This is a genomic window from Phenylobacterium sp., from assembly GCF_030697925.1.
In the GTDB taxonomy this organism is placed as follows: domain Bacteria; phylum Pseudomonadota; class Alphaproteobacteria; order Caulobacterales; family Caulobacteraceae; genus Phenylobacterium.
In genome coordinates this window covers 70,777-92,633 of the sequence record NZ_JAUYOJ010000203.1, presented here as the reverse complement: position 1 = coordinate 92,633, position 21,857 = coordinate 70,777, and the positions used below count along the sequence as shown (strand labels likewise).

The 21,857-nt window shown below is 66.5% G+C and carries 19 protein-coding genes; 11 read left to right on the top strand and 8 right to left on the bottom strand.

Translation table 11 applies throughout. The features are described 5' to 3' along the window. The first annotated feature begins 72 nt into the window (after positions 1-72). From Q8Q88_RS19800 to Q8Q88_RS19780, 5 genes are all read left to right on the top strand, one after another. Entirely contained in the window at positions 73-300 is a 228-nt protein-coding gene (locus Q8Q88_RS19800; RefSeq protein ID WP_305676906.1) for a helix-turn-helix domain-containing protein, read from the top strand. Positions 301-541: 241 nt separating this feature from the next. Next, a complete protein-coding gene (locus tag Q8Q88_RS19795) occupies positions 542-2,362 on the top strand; it encodes a calcium-binding protein (protein WP_305676905.1) in 1,821 nt (606 codons plus the stop codon). A 550-nt stretch (positions 2,363-2,912) separates the two neighbouring features. Continuing rightward, entirely contained in the window at positions 2,913-3,350 is a 438-nt protein-coding gene (locus Q8Q88_RS19790; RefSeq protein WP_305676904.1) for a very short patch repair endonuclease, read from the top strand. A gap of 86 nt (positions 3,351-3,436) precedes the next feature. Then, entirely contained in the window at positions 3,437-5,071 is a 1,635-nt protein-coding gene (locus Q8Q88_RS19785) for a DNA cytosine methyltransferase (protein ID WP_305676903.1), read from the top strand. 191 nt (positions 5,072-5,262) lie between these two features. Further along, positions 5,263-6,072 (top strand): BglII/BstYI family type II restriction endonuclease, encoded by an 810-nt coding sequence (locus Q8Q88_RS19780; protein ID WP_305676902.1) that lies wholly within the window; start codon positions 5,263-5,265, stop codon positions 6,070-6,072. A gap of 92 nt (positions 6,073-6,164) precedes the next feature. Here the strand turns inward: Q8Q88_RS19780 and Q8Q88_RS19775 are convergent, their stop codons facing one another. Further along, complete coding sequence (locus Q8Q88_RS19775; protein ID WP_305676901.1) at positions 6,165-8,000, bottom strand: ATP-binding cassette domain-containing protein; 1,836 nt, start codon at positions 7,998-8,000, stop codon at positions 6,165-6,167. Between the two features lie 340 nt (positions 8,001-8,340). On the opposite strand from Q8Q88_RS19775, the gene Q8Q88_RS19770 reads away from it, so the two are divergent. From Q8Q88_RS19770 to Q8Q88_RS19755, 4 genes are all read left to right on the top strand, one after another. Continuing rightward, entirely contained in the window at positions 8,341-8,877 is a 537-nt protein-coding gene (locus Q8Q88_RS19770) for an RNA polymerase sigma factor (RefSeq protein WP_305676900.1), read from the top strand. Between the two features lie 2 nt (positions 8,878-8,879). Beyond that, a complete protein-coding gene (locus Q8Q88_RS19765) occupies positions 8,880-9,920 on the top strand; it encodes a FecR domain-containing protein (RefSeq protein ID WP_305676899.1) in 1,041 nt (346 codons plus the stop codon). A 94-nt stretch (positions 9,921-10,014) separates the two neighbouring features. After that, entirely contained in the window at positions 10,015-12,615 is a 2,601-nt protein-coding gene (locus tag Q8Q88_RS19760; protein ID WP_305676898.1) for a TonB-dependent receptor, read from the top strand. Positions 12,616-12,761: 146 nt separating this feature from the next. Then, positions 12,762-14,789, top strand: coding sequence for an Atxe2 family lasso peptide isopeptidase (locus Q8Q88_RS19755; RefSeq protein ID WP_305676897.1), 2,028 nt, complete (start codon positions 12,762-12,764; stop codon positions 14,787-14,789). Here Q8Q88_RS19755 and Q8Q88_RS19750 read toward each other — a convergent pair. From Q8Q88_RS19750 to Q8Q88_RS19730, 5 genes are all read right to left on the bottom strand, one after another. Next, positions 14,776-16,311, bottom strand: coding sequence for an asparagine synthase-related protein (locus Q8Q88_RS19750; RefSeq protein ID WP_305676896.1), 1,536 nt, complete (start codon positions 16,309-16,311; stop codon positions 14,776-14,778). The genes Q8Q88_RS19755 and Q8Q88_RS19750 overlap by 14 nt on opposite strands. Positions 16,312-16,586: 275 nt before the next feature. Continuing rightward, a complete protein-coding gene (locus Q8Q88_RS19745; protein WP_305676895.1) occupies positions 16,587-17,237 on the bottom strand; it encodes a lasso peptide biosynthesis B2 protein in 651 nt (216 codons plus the stop codon). A gap of 112 nt (positions 17,238-17,349) precedes the next feature. Then, entirely contained in the window at positions 17,350-17,472 is a 123-nt protein-coding gene (locus Q8Q88_RS19740) for a hypothetical protein (RefSeq protein ID WP_305676894.1), read from the bottom strand. A 94-nt stretch (positions 17,473-17,566) separates the two neighbouring features. Next, the gene (locus tag Q8Q88_RS19735; RefSeq protein WP_305676893.1) at positions 17,567-17,689 is read right to left on the bottom strand and encodes a hypothetical protein; all 123 of its coding nucleotides are present in this window, start codon (positions 17,687-17,689) and stop codon (positions 17,567-17,569) included. A 355-nt stretch (positions 17,690-18,044) separates the two neighbouring features. Next, entirely contained in the window at positions 18,045-18,611 is a 567-nt protein-coding gene (locus tag Q8Q88_RS19730) for an adenylyl-sulfate kinase (protein ID WP_305676892.1), read from the bottom strand. A gap of 519 nt (positions 18,612-19,130) precedes the next feature. Here Q8Q88_RS19730 and Q8Q88_RS19725 point away from each other — a divergent pair. Continuing rightward, positions 19,131-19,544 carry a helix-turn-helix domain-containing protein gene (locus Q8Q88_RS19725; protein ID WP_305676891.1) on the top strand — a complete coding sequence of 138 codons (414 nt, stop codon included), beginning with the start codon at positions 19,131-19,133 and terminating at the stop codon, positions 19,542-19,544. Between the two features lie 255 nt (positions 19,545-19,799). Here the strand turns inward: Q8Q88_RS19725 and Q8Q88_RS19720 are convergent, their stop codons facing one another. Together Q8Q88_RS19720 and Q8Q88_RS19715 are read right to left on the bottom strand one after the other, a co-directional pair. Beyond that, positions 19,800-20,468 carry a LuxR C-terminal-related transcriptional regulator gene (locus tag Q8Q88_RS19720; RefSeq protein ID WP_305676890.1) on the bottom strand — a complete coding sequence of 223 codons (669 nt, stop codon included), beginning with the start codon at positions 20,466-20,468 and terminating at the stop codon, positions 19,800-19,802. Between the two features lie 434 nt (positions 20,469-20,902). Further along, positions 20,903-21,073, bottom strand: a complete 171-nt coding sequence (locus Q8Q88_RS19715; RefSeq protein WP_305676889.1) for a hypothetical protein — start codon at positions 21,071-21,073, stop codon at positions 20,903-20,905. A gap of 62 nt (positions 21,074-21,135) precedes the next feature. On the opposite strand from Q8Q88_RS19715, the gene Q8Q88_RS19710 reads away from it, so the two are divergent. Next, positions 21,136-21,843, top strand: a complete 708-nt coding sequence (locus Q8Q88_RS19710) for a S24 family peptidase (RefSeq protein ID WP_305676888.1) — start codon at positions 21,136-21,138, stop codon at positions 21,841-21,843. Positions 21,844-21,857 lie beyond the last annotated feature (14 nt).

The following is a 21,857-nucleotide window of genomic DNA, read 5'->3' as shown; positions in this document are numbered from 1 at the left end:
CGAACTCTCTCCAACGCAATATGCTATGTATATGCTGTCGACGTATACACGTCTAGAACCAACGCTTCTGGCATGTCGGGTGCCGAGAAGCATGAACTCCGGAAAGTCTTTGGGACGAAAGTTCGTCGTATCCGTAAGGAGCGCGGTCTTAGCCAAGAGGCCCTCGCGGACGTAGCGGGTCTTCACCGAACGTTCGTCGGATTTGTCGAGCGAGCAGAGACCAACGTGTCGATCGACAATATTGGTAGGATTGCTGACGCGCTGGGTGTGTCAGCAGCGTCGCTACTGACGTCGGAATAGATTTCGCTTCTCACGGCGCCCTTGCCCCTCCCTCCTACGAGGGCGCAGGCGCCTTGAAGTCGCGTGGGGCGCCGGAAGGCCCAGCCCCGGTTCCGAGCCGCGTCCTAAGGGACGGGCGGAGCGGGCGTGGGGGTGGTCGCGCAAGCCGGTGGCACAAGTTTGAATTGTACGAGCTTGGCAATGGCGGTCTTATCCGCCGGCTCGGCGTCATCGTCCTGCAGTTCGCCGTCCTGGAGTTCCCGTGCCGACCTTACTTGTGATTGGCCCATACACCCTGGCGGCGGGCGCGACGCTGCAGTTCCAGCAACAGGACGGCCTGCATGTCGAATGGAGCGCTGATCGGAGCGCATTCGACGTGTCCATTGGCGGGCGGATAGAGGTCACCGCCAGCGGACCCGTGGGCACCGGCGCCGGACCCGGCTATTTTGCGGCCGCCTATATCGGCGACTGGCCGGGCTCCAAGGGACAATTCGTCATCGAGCCGACCGGCGTCCTGGCGGTGACCACGACGGGGAGCGCCTGGGGGCAGGGGGTCTACAACGGCTCCTGGGGACCGGACATCATCAACCGCGGAACGATCCAACTGACCAGCCAGGGTGGGGCTTCAGCCATCACCACCTATTCCTCGGACAGCCAGTTCGATGGCCCGCTGCGGGTTGAGAACAGCGGCACGATCACGGTCAACGCCGACCAGGCCTATGGCGTGCGCATAATGAACCAGGGGCATTTCGCCAACAGCGGCTCAATCGCTCTGACAAGCCGGTTTGATACCGAAGCCGTGTACATGTTTGGGTTTGGCGGCACCTTCAACAACTCCGGGACGATCCGCGTCAGCGACCTCGATCCGCAGAGGCATTCTGCGGCCGTCATGCTGGAGACGGGGACGGCGAACGACGCCGGCGTGAGCTTCTCCAACAGCGGCCTGATCGAGGGTGACTACGCGCTGCTCGTACGACCGATGCAGGCCTCGCCGCCCGTCGAGCAGACGCCGATCCAAGCGTTCGCCAACAGCGGCGAGATGCGCGGGATGGTGCACCTTGGGGACTCCTGGAGCTCGTTCCGAAACAGCGGGCTGGTGGTCGGCTCGGTCAATCTTGGCCGCGGCAAGGATACCTATGACGGCCAAGGCGGCAGGGTCGATGGCGTCGTCAGCGGCGGCGACGGCGCGGACTCGATGCGCGGCGGGGATTTCGCCGACACCCTCAGGGGCGACGGCGGCGCCGACACCATTGTCGCGGGCTCCGGAGATGACCAGTTGGAGGGCGGGCCCCAGAACGACGTCCTGGATGGCGGCGCCGGCTTCGATACGCTGTATCTCATCGGATACACGACTGCCGACCTGGGCGCCGGGACGACGAGCGGATATTTCGGTGACGACACGATCACGGGCATAGAGCGCGTGCTTGGCAGCGAGGCGGAAGACACCGTCTTTGGCAGCTCGGGGTCCGACACCATCTGGGGCGACAAGGGCGCCGACGTGGTCCATGGCCGCGCAGGCGACGATAGCCTGTCCGGCGGCGACGGCGATGATTTCATGCGCGGCGAGGAAGGCTCGGACTTCCTCGTGGGCGGCTCCGGCTTCGACGACATGCACGGCAATATGGGCCGCGACACGCTCTATGGCGGCGAGGGACCCGATTGGGTGGTCGGCGGCAAGGACGAGGACTTGCTGTTCGGCGACGCAGGCATCGACGTCGTCCATGGCAACATGGGCGCCGACACGCTCCTGGGCGGTGCGGACCGGGATGTCCTGCGCGGCGGTCAGGACAACGACACGCTGGCCGGGGAGAGCGGCGACGATTGGCTCTCGGGAGATCGTGGCGATGACACTATCGCCGGCGGAGCCGGCGCGGACGTCTTCCATGCGATCGCGGAAGCCGGCGTCGACCGGATCGTCGATTTCTCAAGCGCCGAAGGCGACAGGGTGCTCTTCGAGGCGCCCGGCCAGACCTACGTCCTCACCTTCCAGGCTGGAGACGCGATAGTCGACCTTGGCGGGGGGCATCGCATGATCCTGGTCGGCGTGAACCAGGCCACGCTCGGAGACTGGCTGGCGACCTGAACGGCCCAATCCTCCAGCACAGGATCGAGGACGTTGCGCTGGGTCCCGTCGCGGCGACGGCGACGGAGGCGCTATATCCGCGCCCTCGTAGACACCAATCGAGTAAGGCTAGGAAGCGCTTCACCATGCAACCGTCCGAACTCGGTTTGATCGCCCAAAGAGAGCTAGCACCCACCCATGAAATCCACTCCGTCACACATCCGATCGGGACAATGCCGATACTAGTCGCAATCACCTTGGGCTGAACAACCCGAAGACATCATACAGCCTCCCAGAGTTATTCCCTCCATAGACTCCCCTAAGTGGCGCGCGTGCTCTGTAGGAGGTCGAAGACGCACGCATGGGGTTGGACGGCCATTGTGGCGGCCCACGATGCGAGGCGACGAGGTCTTGGCTCGAAAATGGGGCTTCGCCTCCGCACCATCCCCGCCAGCTGCGAGCTGGTGGACCGGCCCCGTCCAATCTTGGCCCGTCCGGATGACGGGGCGCCACGATGGGCGCGGCAACTTGGCCAGGTTGAGTGCGGCGCCTGACCGCTTAAGTCCCAACCATGGCCGACAAGCTGACCGCAGCAGCCCGCAGCGCGCATATGGCGCGCATCCGAGGTGCGGACACCAAACCCGAGTGGATCGTGAGGCGGCTGCTGCACGTTGCGGGCTATCGCTACCGGCTGCAATGGAAGGCGGCTCCCGGTCGGCCCGACATCGCCTTCCCGGGGCGGCGCAAGGCGATCTTCGTCCATGGCTGCTTCTGGCACCAGCACGTGGGCTGCCGGCTAGCCCACGTGCCCGAGACCCGCCGCGCCTTCTGGCAGGAAAAGTTCGACCGCAACCGCGCCCGCGACGAACGCGACCTGGCGAAGGCTGCAGAACTTGGCTGGGACGTCCTGGTGGTCTGGGAGTGCGAAACGCGCAATCCCGTGTCGGTGGGCGAGCGGCTCACCGCCTTCGTCGGATCGACCAGGGCGGACCGCGGCAAGATGGCCTGACCCCCATTTTGCCCTTCGCGGCAGGTCCGGTAGTGTCGGATGTTCACGAAATGATCGGGTGCGAGTCGCGCCCTGGCGGGTGGTGCATGCGGGCGATCGACCTCTATTCAGGCATCGGGGGATGGAGCCTTGGCCTGCGCCTGGCGGGCGTGGAGGTCGTTGCATCGTACGAGTGGTGGCAGCCGGCCATCGACACGCACAATGGCAACCACGGCGGGACGCTGGCGCCCGTCGACATCCGCAAGCTCGCCCTGTCTGACCTGCCCAGCGGCATTGATCTCGTCGTGGGCAGCCCGCCCTGCACCGAGTTCTCCTACGCCAACCGCGGCGGCAGCGGCGATATCTCCGAGGGCCTGAAGGACCTGGTGAAGTTCCTGGAGGTCGTCGACCACCTGAAGCCGCGGTGGTGGGCGCTGGAGAACGTGCCCCGCGTCGCCGACGTCCTGGAGCAGGGCCTGGCCGACCCCAAGCATGGGCTCTACCGGTTCCGTCACCTGGCCCCCCTGATCGAGGTGGTGGACTTCTCCGAGTTCGGGGCGCCCCAGGCCCGGCGGCGTTGCATCGCCGGCAACATCCCGCTCGAGCTCGTGCGCGCCTTCCAGCCGAAGCTTGGCAAGCCCACCCTGGGCGGGGTGGTCGCGGCCCTGGCGGCGAAGGACGTCGTCATCGATCCCGTCTGGGGCGCATCGCTTGCCGCCAACCAGCTCACGGAGATGGAGGCGGAGGCCGCGCTCAACGGAGAAGAGCTGCGGATGAACCGGGAGGCCAAGGCCTACCATCCGGTCTACAACAACATGGCCTTCCCCGATCCGATGGACGAACCGGCGCGCACGGTGACTGCGACCTGCACGCGCGTGTCACGTGAGAGCATCGTGATCGCTGATCCGCGCGTCGCGGGCGCCTTCCGGCGCCTGACGATCCGCGAGCGAGGCTGCCTGCAGGGCTTCCCCATCACCTACCAGTTCTATGGGAGGTCGTTCGCCGAGAAGGCCAAGATGATCGGCAACGCCATCCCGCCGACCTTCACCCATCTGCTGGCGCTGGCGGCCCAGGGCGTCTCGCCCGACGTGTTCCAGGGGCTCGAGCAGGCCAAGGGCCAGCTCGAGCTGCCAGCGGCGGCGGCTCCAGTCACCCTGCCGGACAGGGAGGGGCGCACCTATCCCGTGAAGCGGAGCTTCCGCGCGGCCCTCCCGGGGCTCCGCTTCAAGAGCGGGATGCGCTTCGAGCTCTCGAACGCCTTCGACGAGGACGCTGCGGGGTGGAACTTGCGCTTCTTCTTCGGGTCGTCGAAGGACGTCCGCGAGGTGGAGTTCGATGGCGCGATCTGGGACGAGTTCAAGGAGACCCCGGTGGGCGCGGCCTTGAGGGCGCTCTCCGGCGCCTTCCGCGAGGCTGCGGCCGAGCTGGGACGCACCGATCCCATGCGGCTGCAACGGGTCTGGAACCACCGCACTGACGGGGTCGGGCCATTCGAGGTGGTCGACCTCTTGGGCGGCCTGGCCGAAAAGGTGCATGATCGACTGCTCGCCGAGGGCGGGGCCACGATCGTCGCCGACGCGCAACGCTATGTGGTGGTGGTCGCTGATGAAGTGGCGGGCGATGGCAAGCTGCCCAACAAGGGCAAGCTCGAACGCAACGCCCTGCGCGTCCTGAGCGGGTTCCTCGTCGCCGATTGGTTCAACGGGCTTGCCTGGCACGATGAGGCCCGGGCGGCGGCCTAGGCCTGGCCTCGTCGGGGACGACCGCGACGGCGTGGGGCAGGGGTTATGACCACCAATCAGCAGGCGTCTGCGCGCCCAGGTCCGGACCCGGACGGACCGCATCAACGGTGCTTGGCGGAGTGGTCCGGCGATTCCTGGATATGCCCGACTCGGGCCACCGTCGCCCGACGTCTAGGCTGGGGGGGTTGAAGGTGTTCGAGAGGCTGCTTGAGCGGGGCTTCCAGGTGGAGTTCCAGAGCCACGCGAAGGCTATCCTCGGCGTGGACTTCCCGGCAGCGGCTGAGGAGCTCGAGACAGCGCTGCTCTCGACCACGATCCCGATTGAGGAGATCATCGCCGGCGGGGGCGGGGAGTCGCGGGGCACGCAGCGGCTCCGCCGGGCGTTGGCCGCCCTGGGCTGGCTCAAGACCACATTCACGATCGAGAAACGCATCAACGGCGTTCCGCGCGAGAGCCAGTCCCACGAGGTCGACCATGTCCGCGACTTCGACGGCGGACAGCGCATCGCCCTGGAGATCGAGTGGAACAACAAGGACCCGTTCTACGACCGCGACCTCGAGAACTATAAGCGCCTGCATGCGGACGGCGCGATCTCGGTTGGCGTGATCGTCACACGGGGCACGAGCCTGCATGGGAACATGCGCGCGCTTGTCCGGCGCTTCCTCGATGAGCGCGGGATCGATGACCTGGCGGCCCTCGCAGAATGGGGCTACCAGCCGACCCCTCGGCAGAAGGTGGCGATCGAGCAGCGGATCGTGCGGGCGCGGAGCGCCATCACCTTCCGCGACGCCTTCGTCGACAAGTTCGTGTCGGACAAGTTCGGCGAGGCCACGACGCACTGGCGCAAGCTCGACGACCGCGTGCGCCGCGGCGTCGGCAATCCGTGCCCCTTGCTGCTGATCGGACTGCCAGACAGCATCGTCACCTTTGGTGAGGGGAAGGCCGCATTGGAAGAGGTCGAAGCCGCGGAGGCCGAAGCCGAGGCCCGGGCGGGAGCCTAGGCTCGCGCGTTGAGGGCCTAGGCTCGGCCGATGGCCGGTCAGTTCAAGACCGACCGGCAAGCTACAGACTATAAGGCCGTTGTCGGCTCGCTCTAGGGGGAGGGGGCGAGATCGACCTTGGCCGCGATGTCGGCGGCCTCGCGGTCCTGGGCGCGCCATAGGCGCGCATAGAGCCCGCCTTCCGCGAGCAGGTCCTCGTGGCGTCCGCGTTCCACGATGACGCCCTGGTCGAGCACGAGGATCTCATCAGCGCCGGCCACGGTCGATAGCCGGTGGGTGACGACGAGGGTCGTGGCCTCCTGGGCCAGCCCGCTCATGGCTTCCCAGACCGCGCGCTCAGTGGCGGTGTCAAGCGCGGCGGTGGCCTCGTCGAAGATGACCAACCGCGCGCCCTTCAGGGCGGCGCGCGCGATGGACACCCTTTGCTTCTCGCCGCCGGAGAGCTTGAGGCCGCGTTCGCCCACCTGGGTCTGCAGGCCCTCCGGCAGGTTCGCGAGCAGGTCGGAGAGCCGCGCGACCGCCGCGGCCCTGGCGATCGCCGCCTCGTCCGCGCCCTCCATCGCCACGGCGATGTTCTGCGCGATGGTGTCATTGAAGAGGATCGTGTCTTGCGACACGAGCGCGATCTGGCGGCGCAGGCTCGCCAAGGGGAACTCGGAGATGGGCCGGCCATCCAGCAGGATCCGTCCTTGGGTGGGCTCGTAGAAGCGAAGGATCAGGCGCAGGAGCGAGGACTTGCCTGCGCCGGAGGGGCCGACGATCCCGATCAGGGCGCGGGGCGGGGCGCGGAAGCTCACGGCGCGCAATGTCTGCCGGTCGGGCCCGAAGGCATAGGAGACATCCTCGAACACGAGTTCGGCTGGTCCATCAGGGGGTGGGGCAGGGAGCGGATCGGGCTCGTCCGGCTCGCCCTCTGGCGCGCGCCGCAGGATCGCGAGGAGGTTGTCGAGATAGGCCAGGCCCTGGCCCATGTCGCGCACCGCGAAACCCAGCATTTCCAGCGGCCTCAGGATCTGCAGGAGGTAGGCGTTGAGCAGCACGAAATCGCCGAGGGTCAATTGGCCCGCGGCCACGTCGCGCCCGCCGATCAGGAGGGCTGCGCCCACCGTCAGGGCGAAGACGGCCGAGACGGCGACCCCGTTCTCCAATCGGCGCCACAGGAAGAGCCGCCATTGGCCCTCCCTCTGGCCGAGGATCTGATCGTACCGGGCCACGAAGCGCCGCTCGGCGGTGAAGGCCTTGATGGCTTCCACGTTCATGAGGCTGTCGGCAGTGGCGCCGCCGACCTCGATCTGGGAGGCGGAGAAGCCCCGCGCGGGACTGTCCAACCTCAGGACCCCCCAGGCGAAGACACCGGCATAGGCTCCTAGCGCGACCAGCAGCACCACGCCCGTCTGGATACCGAACAGCGCGCCCATCACCGCCCCCGCCACGCCGAGTTGGACAAGCACGGGAGCGACGGTGAGGACGACGTGCATGAGGATGAGGCGCGCGCCCAAGACACCCTCCGAGAGGGTCTGGGCCAACGCGCCTGACTTGCCGTCGAGGTGGAACCGCAGCGGCAAGGCCAGCATGTGGGCGAAGGCCTGGCTGCCCAGGCGGCGGGTCAGGCGTTGCTCGCCGTGCCCGTAGGCGTAGGTCTGCGCCTGCTCACAAAGCCGCTGGACGAACAGCGCGCCGACATAGAGCGTGACCAGCGTGAGGACTTGTCCGCTCCCCGCCGGTGGCCCGCCTTCCGCAAGCAAGTCCACCATGTGCTTGAGCGCCAGCGGCGCGAACCCCACCGCCAGGCCGCCCGCGATGACAAGGCAGAGAGCCCCACCAAGCCAAGCGGCGGTCGCGCGATCGCCCGCCTGCCAAAGGACGCGCCGTATCTCGCCAAGCTGATCGACGATGCGCGACCCCAGATGGTTTGATGGCCTGCTCATGCCCGAAAACTACACACCCAACCAGGAGTTGTGGCAAGTCCTGGATGGACGCCCAGCGTGCTTTCTGGGCGCGCAATCGCATTGCGTCAGGCCGCGCTGACCTACGCCAAAGTCCGGTGAGGTCCTGGTGGGACGACCTTCAGGTTGCTTAAGTGGTGTGTTATGAAATGTTTAAATCCAAGAGGGTGTCAATCTCAGATTGAGGGACTCGGAAGCGTCCCCCGCTGGTAGATACTTGGTTAAAACTACACCCTTTAGTAGATATTTTCCTGCAAATACCACCTTGACCGCGCACCATTTGCATCGACGTTTGTAGCTTCGTAGTCATCGAGGCTCGAAGATGCAGACGACGCGCGGTCTTGACTTGTCCGGTCTTCGGAAAGCCGAGATCGACACGCGCTTCCGGCGGCCGCTGATGAGCTTCTTCCTGCGTCGCGTCGATGATCGCGCCGAAGCCGAGGACCTCACCCAGCAGGTCTTCCTCCGGTTGGTCCAAGGCGCCGAGCGGGAGGATGTGGCCAATCCCGCCGCCTTCGTCTTCCGCGTCGCAACAAACCTGCTGCGGGATCGACGCCGTTCGTCGGCCCGGCGCGGCGAGCAGGTCGCGATCGACGAGGATTTCGTCTCGCAATTCCACGGGGTATGCGTGGAGGATTCTACCCCTGAGCGCGTCTTACTGGGTAGGGAGTCCTTGGCCGAGGTCCTCCGCACGCTCGATGAACTCGGCGAACGGACGCGCGATATCTTTATCCTCTTCCGGCTGGAGAATATGAAGCAGCAGGACATCGCCACGCTCTATGGCTGCTCGAGGAGCACCATTGAAAAGCATGTCATGAAGGCGACACTGCATTTGGCCCTCAAGCACGGACCGCGATGAGCATGGCCTCCGCCGCAGCCAGCGCTGAGCCTGACCTGGGGCGCCTCGTGGAGGCCGCCGCGTGGCGGGTGCGCCTGGCTGAGGCGGGCCTCGAGGGCAGCGACGCGCTTGAGGCGTGGCTGGCGCGCGATCCGGCCAACGAGGCCGCCTGGCGCCGTGTGCAGCAGCCCTGGGATGAGATCGGCGACCTGGCCACGGCCCCCGAACTCATGGTGGTGCGCCGCGACGCCCTGGATCGCGCACGGCGACACTCCCGCGCGCGATGGATCGGACCGACGTTCACGCCCAGGCGCATCGCCGGCGCGGCGACGATCGCGGCCACGTTGGCGCTCGCCATCGTCGCCCTGTGGGGCCCCGCCCAGCCGACGGTCTATGAGACCAGCCTGGGCGAGCGTCGGGTCGTGAGGCTCGATGATGGTTCCCGGGTGGCCCTGGACTCCACGACCCGCCTGAAGGTCCGCTTCACCAAGGATGCCCGGACGCTGGACCTGGTCCGCGGTCAGGCCAGGTTCGATGTGGCGAAGGACGTCACGCGGCCCTTTTCGGTGCGGGCCGGCCATCAGACGATCGTGGCGACCGGGACGATCTTCAGCGTCGACCTACTTGGCCCGCGCGTCCTGGTGACCCTCATCGAAGGTCGCGTCTCGGTGGTCGAAGCGCCGCCACGTCGGCTCCTGGCGATTGAACGTCGAGCGCCGCCCAGCAAGTCGATTGAATTGCGCGTGGGTGATCGCCTTGTCGCGAAGGCGTCAGCCGACGGGGCGACGGCTGAGGTCGAGCAGGTCAGCCTGGACAAGGCGACGGCCTGGGAGAGCGGTCAGCTCGTGTTCGAGGATGAGCCCCTTTCGGCCGTGGCCGAGCGCATCAGCCGCTACACGTCGAGCCCGGTCATCGTGAAGGACCGTGACGCCGGCGCGCTGCGGATCAGCGGCGTCTTCACCGCCGGCGACCTCCCGACCTTCGTCGATACGGTGACCCACTACCTCCCGGTCGAGGCCGCGTCGCGCGCGGACGGCGTCATCGAGCTGCGCAGCCGGGGATGAGCAGGTTGTTTGACAGTTCCGTGGAGGATTCCTGACGGTCCGGCGTCTTGCTCTCCCATAGACCAACAGTGGTCTGCGTCTGGGGTGGCAGCACATGTCCAATAACACCGAGCGGCGTCCGCTTTTCCGCACATTCGCCCTTGCCGGCGCGCTGTCGGTCAGCCTGGCGGCGACCGCGGCGCACGCGCAGGAACGATCATACAAATTCGACATCCCACCGCAGCCGTTGTCGAACGCCCTTCGTGACTATGGCCGCGCCGCTGACCAGCAGCTGATCTTCACCGAAGACCTCGTGCGGGGACAGCGGACGCCGGGGCTCAAGGCGACGCTTGAGGCTGGGGCGGCCCTGGACCGGTTGCTCGCTGGAACGGACCTGACGTGGCGGCGGGCGTCATCCGGCGGGATCATGATCGTGCGGAGGGATGATGTCCGCCCCCAGTCCGAGGCGACGGCCGTCAGCGTCGCGACTGAGCCGCCACGCCTGGTGGACGAGTTGGTTGTCACGGGAACGAACATCCGCGGTGCGGCGGTGACGGTTCCGGTGATCGAGATCAACCGGGGTGACTTCGAGCGTGGTGGCTTCCTGGACGTGGGACAGGCCCTGCGCACGCTGTCGGTGAACTTCGGCGGCGGGATCAACCTGGAAACCAGCGTCGGCGGGGTGCAGACCGACAACGCGAACTTCAATCGGGGCCGTGGCTCGACCGCCAACCTGCGCGGACTGGGTTCGGGCGCCACCCTAGTGCTCCTCAACGGCAATCGCCTGCCAGCAGCGGGCGAGGGGCTCGCGGTCGACATCTCCATGATCCCGATCGCCGCTGTCGAACGGGTCGACGTCCTGGCGGACGGCGCGTCCTCGATCTACGGCGCCGACGCGGTGGCGGGCGTGGTGAACATCATAACGCGGCGAGCATACGACGGGGTCGAGGCGCGTGTCCGCTACGGCGGCGCGAAGGGCGGGCTGGAGACCTATGGCGCCAGCCTCTTCGGCGGCGGGCGTTGGGGCGACCTGAGCGGCGTGGCCGGTGTCGAGCATCTCGACCAGGGCTCGCTCCTGGCGTCCGACCGCGCGGCCTCGCGGCTGCGTCCCCAACCGGCGACCCTGTTCGCCGACACCGCGCGCACCTCCTATTTTGGCTCTGGGCGATACGACATCGGGCCCCGCGCGCGGCTCGTTGGGGACGCGGTCTACATGCAACGGATCATCACGGGGGAGATCGTCACGAACCTCAGCCCGGCTTTGAGCATCTTCAGCGGCAGGAAGATATCGCAGTACTCAGTGTCGGGCGGGTTGGTCCTCCAGCTCGGCGACACCTGGACCTTGGACACTTCCGCCACGACCAACAGGAACCTGACCAAGACGCGCACCGCCACCGTGTCCAGGAGCGGCGCGCCGACGCGCCTGGGCGGGAACCGCTACCAGTTCGATCTGGCCACGGTGGAGGCACGGGCCTCTGGCCGGCTCTTTTCCTGGCGTGCTGGGTCGGTCGACGCGGCTGTCGGTGCGGCCTTCCGCGACGAGAACTCCGTCCTGAAGGGCGACACCCTCAGCCGGGTGGGCCGCACGGTCGCCTCGCTATACGGCGAACTGAATGTCCCGCTTGTCGACGCCGATAGCCGCCGCCCCTTTGTCGAGGAGCTTCGCCTCACGCTTTCCGGACGGCACGATGACTACAGCGACTTCGGCGAGGCGAACGCGCCCAAGGTCGGCGTCATGTGGCGTCCGATCCCGTCCGTCGCCCTCAACGCGACCTACTCCAAGTCCTTCCGCGCGCCGTCCCCCTTCGACGGCGCCGTCAACTATTTCGCCGCCACCCTGGACACGGCCGACAACACGCCGTCTGGCACGTCTCCCGCGCTCTTCCTGGCGGGAACCGGCGCACCGCTTGGTCCCGAGCGGTCCGAGAACATCAACATCAGCCTCATCTATGAGCCTGAGTGGTTCGACGACCTGCGCCTCACCCTGGGCTATTACGACGTCGAGTATACTGATCGCATTGCGACGCCCGACCCGACGGGGGTCTTCGTCTTCGATGTGCGCAAGGCGCCGGCCACGCTGATCCAACGCGCTCCGAGCCAGGCGACCATCACCGCCCTCGTGCGCGGCGCGAGCGCCGCCTTCGATCTCTTCGGCCGCCCGTTCGACCCCACGAACGTGACAGTGATCATCGACGACCGGGTGACGAACCTCGCCACGACCACCATCAAGGGTGTCCAGGCCTCGGCGAGCTTCCACCGGGACTTCCGGCCAGGCGCGTTGGACCTCACCCTGGACCTGACCTATGTCAGTGATTTCTCGGATCAGCTGCTGGCCAGCTCCCCGTCAACGCAACGTGTCGATACGATATTCTCGCCGCCTGACCTGCGTAGCCGCCTAGGCGCAGTCTGGACCGCGCCCCAGTGGTCAGCCTCCCTCTATTGGAACTACACCGACAACTACATCGACAATCGCAGGACCACCGCCCTCAAGTCCGTCGAGTCGTGGAACACGTTCGACGCCAGCCTGAGCTACGATTTCGGGGCGCGCCCGAATACGGATGACAAGGGTGCGCGTGTCATCCTGAGCGTCACGAATGTCTTCGATGAGAACCCGCCCGAGATCGCCCCGACCACGTTCTCGAGCGCCACATGGGACGCTGCCAACGCCTCGATCCTTGGCCGCTTCGTCAGCATCGAGGTCGTCAAGAAGTGGTGAGCCGATGCGCGGGGTGGGGGCTCGCGTTCGCCCTCGGATTGATGTGCGTCCCTAAGGCAACCCTGGGCGCGGATGCGCGTGCCCAGGGCGATTGGGCCGGCGAGGCGCTTGGCGCGGATGCGGTGTCGCCGTCCGCGCGGGCGCGCGTGGGAACCGACGACCTCCTGCGCCTAAGGGATTTCGGAGGGCTGAGCGTTTCGCCCGACGGGCGCTGGCTGGCCTTCTCGCTGCGACAGGCCCGGCCAGAGCGCGATGACTATGTGGTGAGGTGGTTCGTGGCGCCGACCTCCGGCGCCTCACTCCCGTCTCCGCTCGACGTGTCAGGAGGCGATCCGATCCAAAGTTACGTGTTTGGCCTGCCACGCGCGGACATCCTGTCCGCGCCCGCGAAGTGGTCACCAGACGGGCGGTGGTTCGCGTTCCGCCGCCGCGCGGGAACGCGGATCGAGCTGTGGGTGGGCGAGCCCCGGTCCCGACATGCCAAGCGTGTCGCCGACGGGGTTTCACAGGTGACCGGTTTCGCCTGGTCGCGGGACGGGGTCTTGGTGTTCCGAACCGGCCTGAACCACGATCTCTACCGCAGGAACCTTGAGATCGAGGCTCAACGCGGTTGGCTGCTCGACTCCAGGATGCCCTTGTCCGCCGCGCGCACGCCCGAGCCCACGGAGCCGGACTGCCTGGGTGCAAGCCCCGACCCTGCGTGCGATGTGCGGACGTTCGCCGCCGACATCAAAGGCGGCGCGCGACCGGCGACCGAGGCGGAAATCGCCGCGCTGGCCGAGGAACTGGATCCCGGGAGCCGCGTCCCCGGCGCGTTCCGCGGCAAGACCGGCGCCGTGGGGCGACCCCGGTCGGACGGGGCGATCGCCTGGGCCGAGAATGCTGATCCGGACAAGGAAACGGGCTTCGCGCCCCTGAGGCGGATCGCGACCAATGCGGCAGGCGCGCGCCGGTGCGACGCTAGGGACTGCACCGGATCCATCCGTTCGGTCGGCTGGGCCCGTGGTGGCGCGTCGATCTGGTTCTTGAAGCGCGAGGGCGGGGCGGGGCGTGCGGACGGCGCCCCGAGGGACGAGGCCGCACTCTATGAGTGGCGCCCCTCTTCGGAAGGTGTGCGACAGGTCCTTCGGACAACTGACCTGATCGATGACTGCCATGTGCGGGGGGCTGTCGCCTACTGCGGGCGCGAAACCGTGACGCGTCCGCGCCACATCGTGGCGGTCAAGCTCGACACTGGGGAGGTCAGGACGCTCTACGACGCCAATCCCACATTCACCGCCAAGGCGTTCCCGAAAGTCAGAAAGCTCATGCTGAGCGACTTCGAGGGTAATCCCGCCTTCGCCCACGTGGTCTACCCGTATGACTATCGCCCCGGCCGCGCCTATCCGCTGGTCGTTGTGCAGTACATCTCCAAGGGTTTCCTGCGCGGGGGGACAGGCTCTGAGTACCCGATCTACCCTTTGGCGGCGGAGGGCTTCATTGTCCTGAGCGTCGATCGGCCTGAGCCCTGGGACAGGATGCGGAGGCTGAGCCTGCGGGAGGTTGAACGGTCGCGACTGGGCGGCGACCTGAGGGACCGTCGCAGCGTCCTGGGCGTGATCGAGCAGGCGATAGACGCGCTCGTGGCCGAAGGCCTCGTTGACGATCGCCGTCTGGCCATCACAGGTCTCAGCTCCGGAGCTGAGATCGTCCACTACGCGCTCCAGCACTCGCGCCGGTTCGCGGCGGGCATCGCCAGTTCCGGTATCCACGACCAGACATTCCTCGCCATCGTGCCGGAAGGCGCCGATCGAACCCGTCTCATGGAGGCGTTCAGTTCGGAGACGATCATTCCGCCAGAGGACAATCCGATCGCCCAGCTATCCTGGTCCCGGATGCCGGAAAGGCTCAAGACTCCCTTGCTCATCAATGCCGGGCAGCACGAGGTGATGATCGGCTTCGAGGGCATTGAGGCGCTCCGGCACGCTAAACGTCCCGTAGAGATGCGTGTGTTTCCAGACGAGTTGCACGTCAAGTACCATCCGCGGTCCCTGGCCGGTGTCTATGCCAACAACATGGAATGGCTGAAGTTCTGGCTAATGGGTTACGAGGATCCGAACCCCGAACTCAGTGAGCAGTACCGACGTTGGCGCGACATGAAGGCGCGGCTGGAGGCTGAGGTCAGACGGCCATGAGTGTCCCAGAGGGTGCTGAGCGGCCACGGTTGGCCTCGGTCTGCTGGATCCAGATTTCCGTTGTCAGGCAGACAGCTAGGGGCCCTTGGGCCTTTGCAGCGGCCATGGCGAGCGGCGTCAGCTCCTCTTCCATCCGGGCACGGTTCAGGAGGCCGCGGGAGGCAAGGTGGCCCTCCAGCATGAGCTCCCGGACATGGGGGAGGTTCTGGGTCATGACGCGAACCCAGTGGCTGGTGTTGGCGCCCTTGGTGCGACGGGTCCGAATGCTCGCCGGCAGGAGATCGGAGAAGATCCGCCTGGCCAATCCGCGCTGGATCCCGCCCGCGCAGAACCAGTAGGCCGGCGTCCGCAGGCACGCTTCCACCAGTGGCTGTGAGAACAGGGGATGGACCTCTTCTGACACATCGGCGCGGCCATAGCGCCAGTAGTGTCGCTGGAGCTCGGAGATATTCAGGACCTGCTGGAGCTTGGCCGGAGGTGTGTGGTGCAATCCATCGTGCGCCCAGGGATGGATGAACCGATTGAGTTCCGCCTCCGACATCTCGTGGGCGGCGAAGGGGTTCCTGTTCTTGAACATCTGGTGGAGTGGCTTGGGCCCCCCAACATAGTCGGATAGCGCCGCGCCACAGACGCTCCAGATCGTGTTCTTGGAGACCTGCGCCAGTTGGTGGGCCGTCCCGATCGCCCCGCCGAGCGGCGCCCGGTCGTGCAGATAATCGCTGCCAGCGTTGACCTGCAGGTAGTCGTAGAAGATGTGATCTCCTGCCGTCCCCGTGAAATAGGCGTCGGCGCCGATCTCCTTGGCGATCTGGGCGCCGCGCTCGTCATAGCCAAGCGGCATGCTGCGGATCGAGGGCCGCATGAGGCGGTGGGCGACGGGCGCTCCGAACCGGAGGTTCTCAGGTGAGATCTCCGCCTCGATCAGCCGGACGCCGTGGAGCTCTGCGGCGGCCCGGGCGAAGGCGCGTTCGTCACCTTCGGCGTGCGCGATGACCCAGTTCGCGCCAACGACGTTCGGATGCTTCGCGCATCGTTTCAGCAGGCCAAGGACTATGGAGGAATCGAGCCCACCGGAGAGATCGAGGGCGATCGTCCCGTATCGGGCGGCCCACTCCGTGACTGCGCTCTCGGCGGCTTGGCGGATAGCGCGTTGCGCCTCGTCCATGGTCGCGAAACGCTCGGCGGCGATCTTGTCGGGCCGCCATGGGCGGCTCTTGCTGGGGCGGCCGTCAAGATAGAGCAGTTCTTCGCCCGGCAAGACCTCCGAGATGTCCTCGAGCCCGGTCTCATCGCCCCTCAGCCAATCGTTGTTGAGGTGATAGGCGACGTAGTCCCAATTGATCGGGGAGCGCCGGGGCTGGAGCCACTGAACGTCCTCGTAGTGCGAGAAGATGACGTCCAGGCCTTCAAGCGACAGCTTCCAGCACTCGATCCGTCCGGTGGGATCGCGCAGCACGCGAACGGAACGACGGGCCGCTTCGACCTCGATCGCGACATAGGCCCCCCAACGCGTTTCCAGCAACGAAGCTAGGTCGCCTGCGCCCCTCGGAGCACTCGCGCGCCGGTCGGCGCGAGCGAAGTCGACACCGATGACGCACCCTTCACCGTTCAGGCGCCGACAGGAGAGCCGGCTGGGTGGGGCCTTGAAGAGCCAGGCGCTGGCCAGTTTGGTCTCAAGCACGCGCTCCCAACTTTCAAGGCGCGGCGAAAGACGCCTGACCGTGCTCGCGAACGCCAATGGATCGGGCCCGGTCAACACGACGGCGATGTAGCGATGCATCATGGGGGCCTCTGCGTTCAAACGACCATGATCGGCGTGTATTTCAGGACGCCGTCGTGGGCCTCGTTCAGGACGGCCTCGCCTCGCTGCACCCAGCAGTGGGCGTGGAACGGATCGAGCCGCACCCCGAAGACGAGGTCGGCGTCCAGGCCGTTGCGGTTCAGGAAAATACAAAGTGCAACAGCGTCGAGCCGGCATATGGGTTTGACCGGAAACCAGGGGCGCGTTCCATAGAAGGTGTCAATGAGGTCCTGTTCGGTCCTCCTGGCCCTTGCATGATCGGGGCGCACCTTCTCGCGGGCCACCAGGGCGATCGTCTTTCGAAAGGGCAGGGTGCGCAGGGAGACCTGGGCGTCCGTCAGCGCCCTCAATGCCGACAGTCCGGCTTTCCAATCCATCGAACGATGGGAGGCGTCGTCGGTTGGATCAGAAGGCCAGTGGCTGGTTGTGGCGCTTGGCGCGGTCCTCCGGAGCGTCTTGGGCGGTGACGTCGTCAAAATCCCCTGGGCGACGAGCTTTGCCCGCCCGGTCTCTAGTTCGCTGGCGCGCTCGTCGTCCCGCGAGGGGTCTGGGCCGCCGGTCAATCTGAGGGCCGCTCTGGTCAGGCTTCGGCCCAGCCCGACATATCGATCCCGGTCCAGGTCCAGGACGACGGACCGATCGTCCACGGTGGCCAGATAGACATTCGGAGCCAGATTCACGCGGCAAGCCTTCTCTTGGAGTCGTGGTGTTCGACTGGTCGGTCACGGGTTCCGCGACTTGGGCGCGGAAGGGCAGCCTTCAGGATGGAAGGCGGGTGTGCAGCTCGGCCATGTCGCCATCGCCGCCCTCTGTCTCGCCGGAGGCCGCGCCGAATTCGATGATCTCGGCGGCGTCGAAATCCAATCCATCGGTTCCGGTCATTGTCCTGTCTCCCAGACGCTTTCCTGGGCTCGGTGCGGCTCGCGCCGAACCCGAGGGAGGCGATGCGCCCCGCTGGAGCGCATCGCCGGGACCCTTAGCCGGCGGGCCGCTTGATGTTGACTTCAGAGTCCACTTCTTGCGGGCTGCCTTCGGTCGCTTCCGACACTTCGCCGAGGTCGATCAGTTCGGCGACGTCCAGTTCGGTTTCGTAGGTCATTGTCGTGCTCCGATGTCATTCGGATTAGGGGGGACACCCTGGGGTGATGCTTCATCCTACACAACTCACGGGGGGTGGCAACAATAATATTCAATTAAATCAATATGTTATAGGATATCGACGCGGTGTCGCGACCGGATGGGTCATCCGGCCGTCGGTGGGCGCGATACGCTTCGTGAGCGCGGATGTTAGGCGGCGCGTGTGGCTGGTCGGCGGGGTCAACCTCCGGCGGAGTGAACGTTTTCGGGGCGGGCGCCTGGGCGCGCGGCCCCAGGGATGTCGGGGACAAGACGCGCGCACGTCGTCGAAGCGATATCCGGGGTCCCGGTCCGTGGGGTGAAGTCAACGGCCAGCATCACGCCGCCTCGGCGAGCCGCAGGCGCCGGAACAGCTCAAGCGCCACCGCCGCCGGCGTCTTGGAGCCGTCATCGTCGATCACGATGTCGGGGGTGTCCGGCTCCTCGATCGGAAGGTCGACGCCGGGCACGTTTCGAATCCGGCCAGCGAGGGCTGCGGCGTATAGGCCCTTGGGGTGACGCGCAGCGAGCATGTCAACGGACGCGCGGAGGTAGATTTCGCAGTAGCGCTCGATGTTGGCGCGGCTCCAGCGGCGTACGTCGTGGAACATCGACACCGTGGCCAAGATCACGTCCGGGCCCTGGGCCGTCAGCTCCCGGCACAGCCGCGCATAGACCTGCGCGACGGTGTGGCGATCGGCCTGGCCGTAACCGAACCGGCCACCCAAGACTTCGCGCAACCGGTCGCCATCGAGACGGATCACGGGGCGGCCGGAGGCTGTGATGCGCGAAGCCAGCGTTTGGGCCAGGGTCTTCTTGCCAACGCCGGGGAGTCCAGTGACCCAGTAGGCCGTGCCGGGGCTCCCGGGGTGGGCGTCTCTGCCGAGCGCGTCGCGATGATCCATGGTTCCGACCGGATTCCCACCACCGCCCCCGGTGTTGCCTCGAGGCACAATCAAGGGTCGCGTTTCGGGCCGGGTAAACCAATATATTATATAGTGGCGGAAGCAGCGCGCGTGTCTTGAGGTTTAGTGTGAATGGATCGTCGTCTACCATGAAGTTGTAGCTGTGAAATATTGATATAGGACAGAAATGACGTTGGTATCACCAGAAATCTGGCGAAATATACATACAATTTGTACTATAGGTGTACTTTCTAGTTTTATACTCACCATCACCCGTGCTTGAGCTTGTGTGGGGCGCCGGCCGGTGTGCGTGGACCGCGACGGCCGAACTCGCGCAAAGCTGCCTTGTGGGCGTGCGCCCGGGCGACTCGGACGATCTGTCGGGCAGGAGTGGGGGCGCCTTGCAGGTTCGCGCCAGGTCGGGCTACGCCGGGCTTCGTGTGCGGGTTGCAATAGTCCCGTGGATCATGCCACCGGTGGACATGACGCATCGGCCCGCCAATCTGATGGGGGCTGCACATGAAATACGACGACGGAGCGCCGCATGCGCTCGACCTCGAATTGGGCCTGCGGTTTCGCGAGCGCCGCCGGGCCATGGGTCTGAGCCAGGAGCGGCTCGCCGACGCGCTCGGGGTCTCGTTCCAGCAGGTCCAGAAGTACGTGCGCGGCGCCAACCGCGTCAGCTTCTCGCGACTAGTGGCGACAACCGAGGCGCTTGACTGCAATCTCGATCAGCTGACGGAGGGCTTCGTCGGCCCCCGCGGGCCCGATAACCCCAGCCTCGGGCTCCTGCGGATCGCCGGCGCCCTAGAGCTGCTGGAAGCCTATTCGGCGCTGGGCGATGGCGCCCTGCAGCGCGCCGTGATCGATCACATGCGCAGCTTGGCGAGGGTCGCAGCGGCCTTGCCTCGGCGCCCCGCCAGCCGCGGATGATCCGGGCGGCCGCGGAGGCCTGGTCGTAAACCCGCACAAGTAGTGTAGGGATTGGGGAGGCCCCGAACGATCGGGGTCGGCATGGACAAGGTCGATGATCGCGTTCCGTGCCCCCGCTTCGCACCCTGCCTGGATTTGAGGATCCCTGATCACGGCCAAGGGCTGACGCCACGTTGCCGGCGTCGTGGCCTTCGCCACCTTCGATCGACACGCCAGGACCCAGGGTGTTACGCGGCTCGGAGCGACGCCGTGACGCTAGGGATAGGGCGCGATGACCCCGCAGCTCACCGCGATCTGCACGGCCTGGAAGCGCGTGCGCCCCCCGAGCCAACGTCGAGCCGAGTCGAGATGCTCGTCGATTGTGCGGGGCGATCGCCCAAGGATGCCGCCGATATCGCCGGAACTCTTGCCGGCCTGCACCCAACGCAGGCACTCCAGTTGGCGCTTCGTGAGCTTCTCGGGTTGGATTGCGCCAATCGGGTGGCCTGGGCCGGTCGGGGCGCCGAGCCGCACGCCCGCCGCCTGGCCCGCGAGCGCGTGCAGGGCCTCGCGGAACGCCGCCAGGAACGGGCCCGCGTCCAGCGCCGTCACCTGATCGACGGTCGCCTTGTCAAGGTCCTCGACCCTCGTGGCCAGGATCGCCGCGAGCTTGCGGTCGACCCAACGCACGGCCGGGTCGGCTGAGTCGAGCGACCCGCAAAGGAGGAGCGCGAACAGATCGCTGTTGGTGGCCTGGGCGAAGTCGCGCAGGCGCGCGAGGGTCAGGCGACCGCGTCCAGCCTCGAGGCGCCTATAGCTCCGCGGGGGCATGTTCATGGCGGCCGCCACCGCCCGCGCGCTCAGCCGCCTTTGGCGGCGGATGGTCCGAAGGGCGGATGGTAGGGCGCCGTGGACCGCGGGGTCATCGACGAGGGACTCTGACATCGAGGCTCAACCCCAAGGCGCAACTTAAACGTGTTTTCATAACCCGAGTTCGCCGCTTCTGCCAAGTGTTCCCGATCCTTGGCGGTGACCCCGCGGTTCCGCTCGAGAACCGCAAGCGCCTTATGTGCGCCCAAGGCGCGCATTCGCGAGGATCACAAGTTCGCCGGCGTCCGGTTTCAGGCGACGGCATGACGCGCCCATCTCCGGGCTGGAGGGCGCGTGGGGGACAACCCTTCGGCGAAGTCGTCCCAGCATGGATCGATCGTGCGCGAGGGCGTTGGACAGGTCAGTATCCAAGTAAGCCGCGCTCGCCCCAGCGGGTCCGGTCGTCACAGGCCTGCCGCGAGGTCCTCACCGGAGGGAAGGCGCTCGCGGTTGGCGAGGAGGGCCGCGCGTACGGGCCAGCGTCAGACGTGGGTCGATATCCGATCGACCTAACCGGCGCTAAGCCAAGCCTGGACTGCAATCGCCATCACGACGATGGCCAGGACGATGGGGATGGCGATGACGCCGTTCCCGGTGGCGTGGGCCTTGAACCAGCCGCCCACCTCCACGGAGAGCGAATCGCGCGTTGGGGCTTCCTGTGGGGGTTTGGGCAAGCGCATGGGTGTATTGTAAGTAAAATACACTACTTGGCAAGCAAAAAGCGTATGTTATATACACGGACATGAACGATCCAGCGCCCAGTCAGCACGGCCCGTCAGAACTGGCCCGGGCAGCGCGCCTCAAGGCCGCGCGGGTCGAGAGGGGCTTCCCGACGGCGAGGGCGGCGGCGGAGACCTTCGGCTGGAACTACAACACCTATGCATCGAACGAGAACGCGAACGCTCCCTTCTCATACCGGAAGGCCCGCGAATACGGACAAGCCTTCGGGACGAGCGCCCAATGGCTATATGATGGCGCGGGCGCGCCAAAACCGGACGTACCGACCTCAAGCCCTGGCAAGCCCCTCGAGGTGCTGGTCCCGGTCATCGGCCGGGTCGGCGCAGACCCGGACGGCTCGGTCCTGTTCGCCACCGGTCAGGGGGTGGGTGACTTCGTTCCGCTGCCGCCAGGCGGCTCGGCGAGCGCTGTCGCCCTGCGGATCAGCGGGCACTCCATGCGCGGTGTCGCCGACGATGGCGGGCTGATCTATTTCGAGGATCAGAGGACGCCGCCGACCTCCGACATGCTGGGCCATGTGGTGGTCGTGGAGACCGACCAGGACGAGGTCCTGGTCAAGCGGCTGCTGCGGGGCTCGAAGCCCGGCCGGTTCGACCTGGAGAGTATCGCCGGGCCCCTGCGGCGCGACTGCCGGATCAGGTGGGCGGCGCACATCACTGCGATCATCCCGCCCTTCCAGGCGCGGCGAATCCTGAAGGGCCGGGGAGACTAGGGCGCGCGCAACAG

Bases quoted from the DNA above. Each gene is read 5' to 3' on its own strand.
- Q8Q88_RS19800 (WP_305676906.1), top strand. From the start codon at position 73: ATGTCGGGTGCCGAGAAGCATGAACTCCGGAAAGTCTTTGGGACGAAA.
- Q8Q88_RS19790 (WP_305676904.1), top strand. From the start codon at position 2,913: ATGGCCGACAAGCTGACCGCAGCAGCCCGCAGCGCGCATATGGCGCGC.
- Q8Q88_RS19785 (WP_305676903.1), top strand. From the start codon at position 3,437: ATGCGGGCGATCGACCTCTATTCAGGCATCGGGGGATGGAGCCTTGGC.
- Q8Q88_RS19775 (WP_305676901.1), bottom strand. From the start codon at position 8,000: ATGAGCAGGCCATCAAACCATCTGGGGTCGCGCATCGTCGATCAGCTT.
- Q8Q88_RS19770 (WP_305676900.1), top strand. From the start codon at position 8,341: ATGCAGACGACGCGCGGTCTTGACTTGTCCGGTCTTCGGAAAGCCGAG.
- Q8Q88_RS19765 (WP_305676899.1), top strand. From the start codon at position 8,880: ATGGCCTCCGCCGCAGCCAGCGCTGAGCCTGACCTGGGGCGCCTCGTG.
- Q8Q88_RS19760 (WP_305676898.1), top strand. From the start codon at position 10,015: ATGTCCAATAACACCGAGCGGCGTCCGCTTTTCCGCACATTCGCCCTT.
- Q8Q88_RS19740 (WP_305676894.1), bottom strand. From the start codon at position 17,472: ATGACCGGAACCGATGGATTGGATTTCGACGCCGCCGAGATCATCGAA.
- Q8Q88_RS19735 (WP_305676893.1), bottom strand. From the start codon at position 17,689: ATGACCTACGAAACCGAACTGGACGTCGCCGAACTGATCGACCTCGGC.
- Q8Q88_RS19730 (WP_305676892.1), bottom strand. From the start codon at position 18,611: ATGGATCATCGCGACGCGCTCGGCAGAGACGCCCACCCCGGGAGCCCC.
- Q8Q88_RS19725 (WP_305676891.1), top strand. From the start codon at position 19,131: ATGAAATACGACGACGGAGCGCCGCATGCGCTCGACCTCGAATTGGGC.
- Q8Q88_RS19720 (WP_305676890.1), bottom strand. From the start codon at position 20,468: ATGTCAGAGTCCCTCGTCGATGACCCCGCGGTCCACGGCGCCCTACCA.
- Q8Q88_RS19715 (WP_305676889.1), bottom strand. From the start codon at position 21,073: ATGCGCTTGCCCAAACCCCCACAGGAAGCCCCAACGCGCGATTCGCTC.
- Q8Q88_RS19710 (WP_305676888.1), top strand. From the start codon at position 21,136: ATGAACGATCCAGCGCCCAGTCAGCACGGCCCGTCAGAACTGGCCCGG.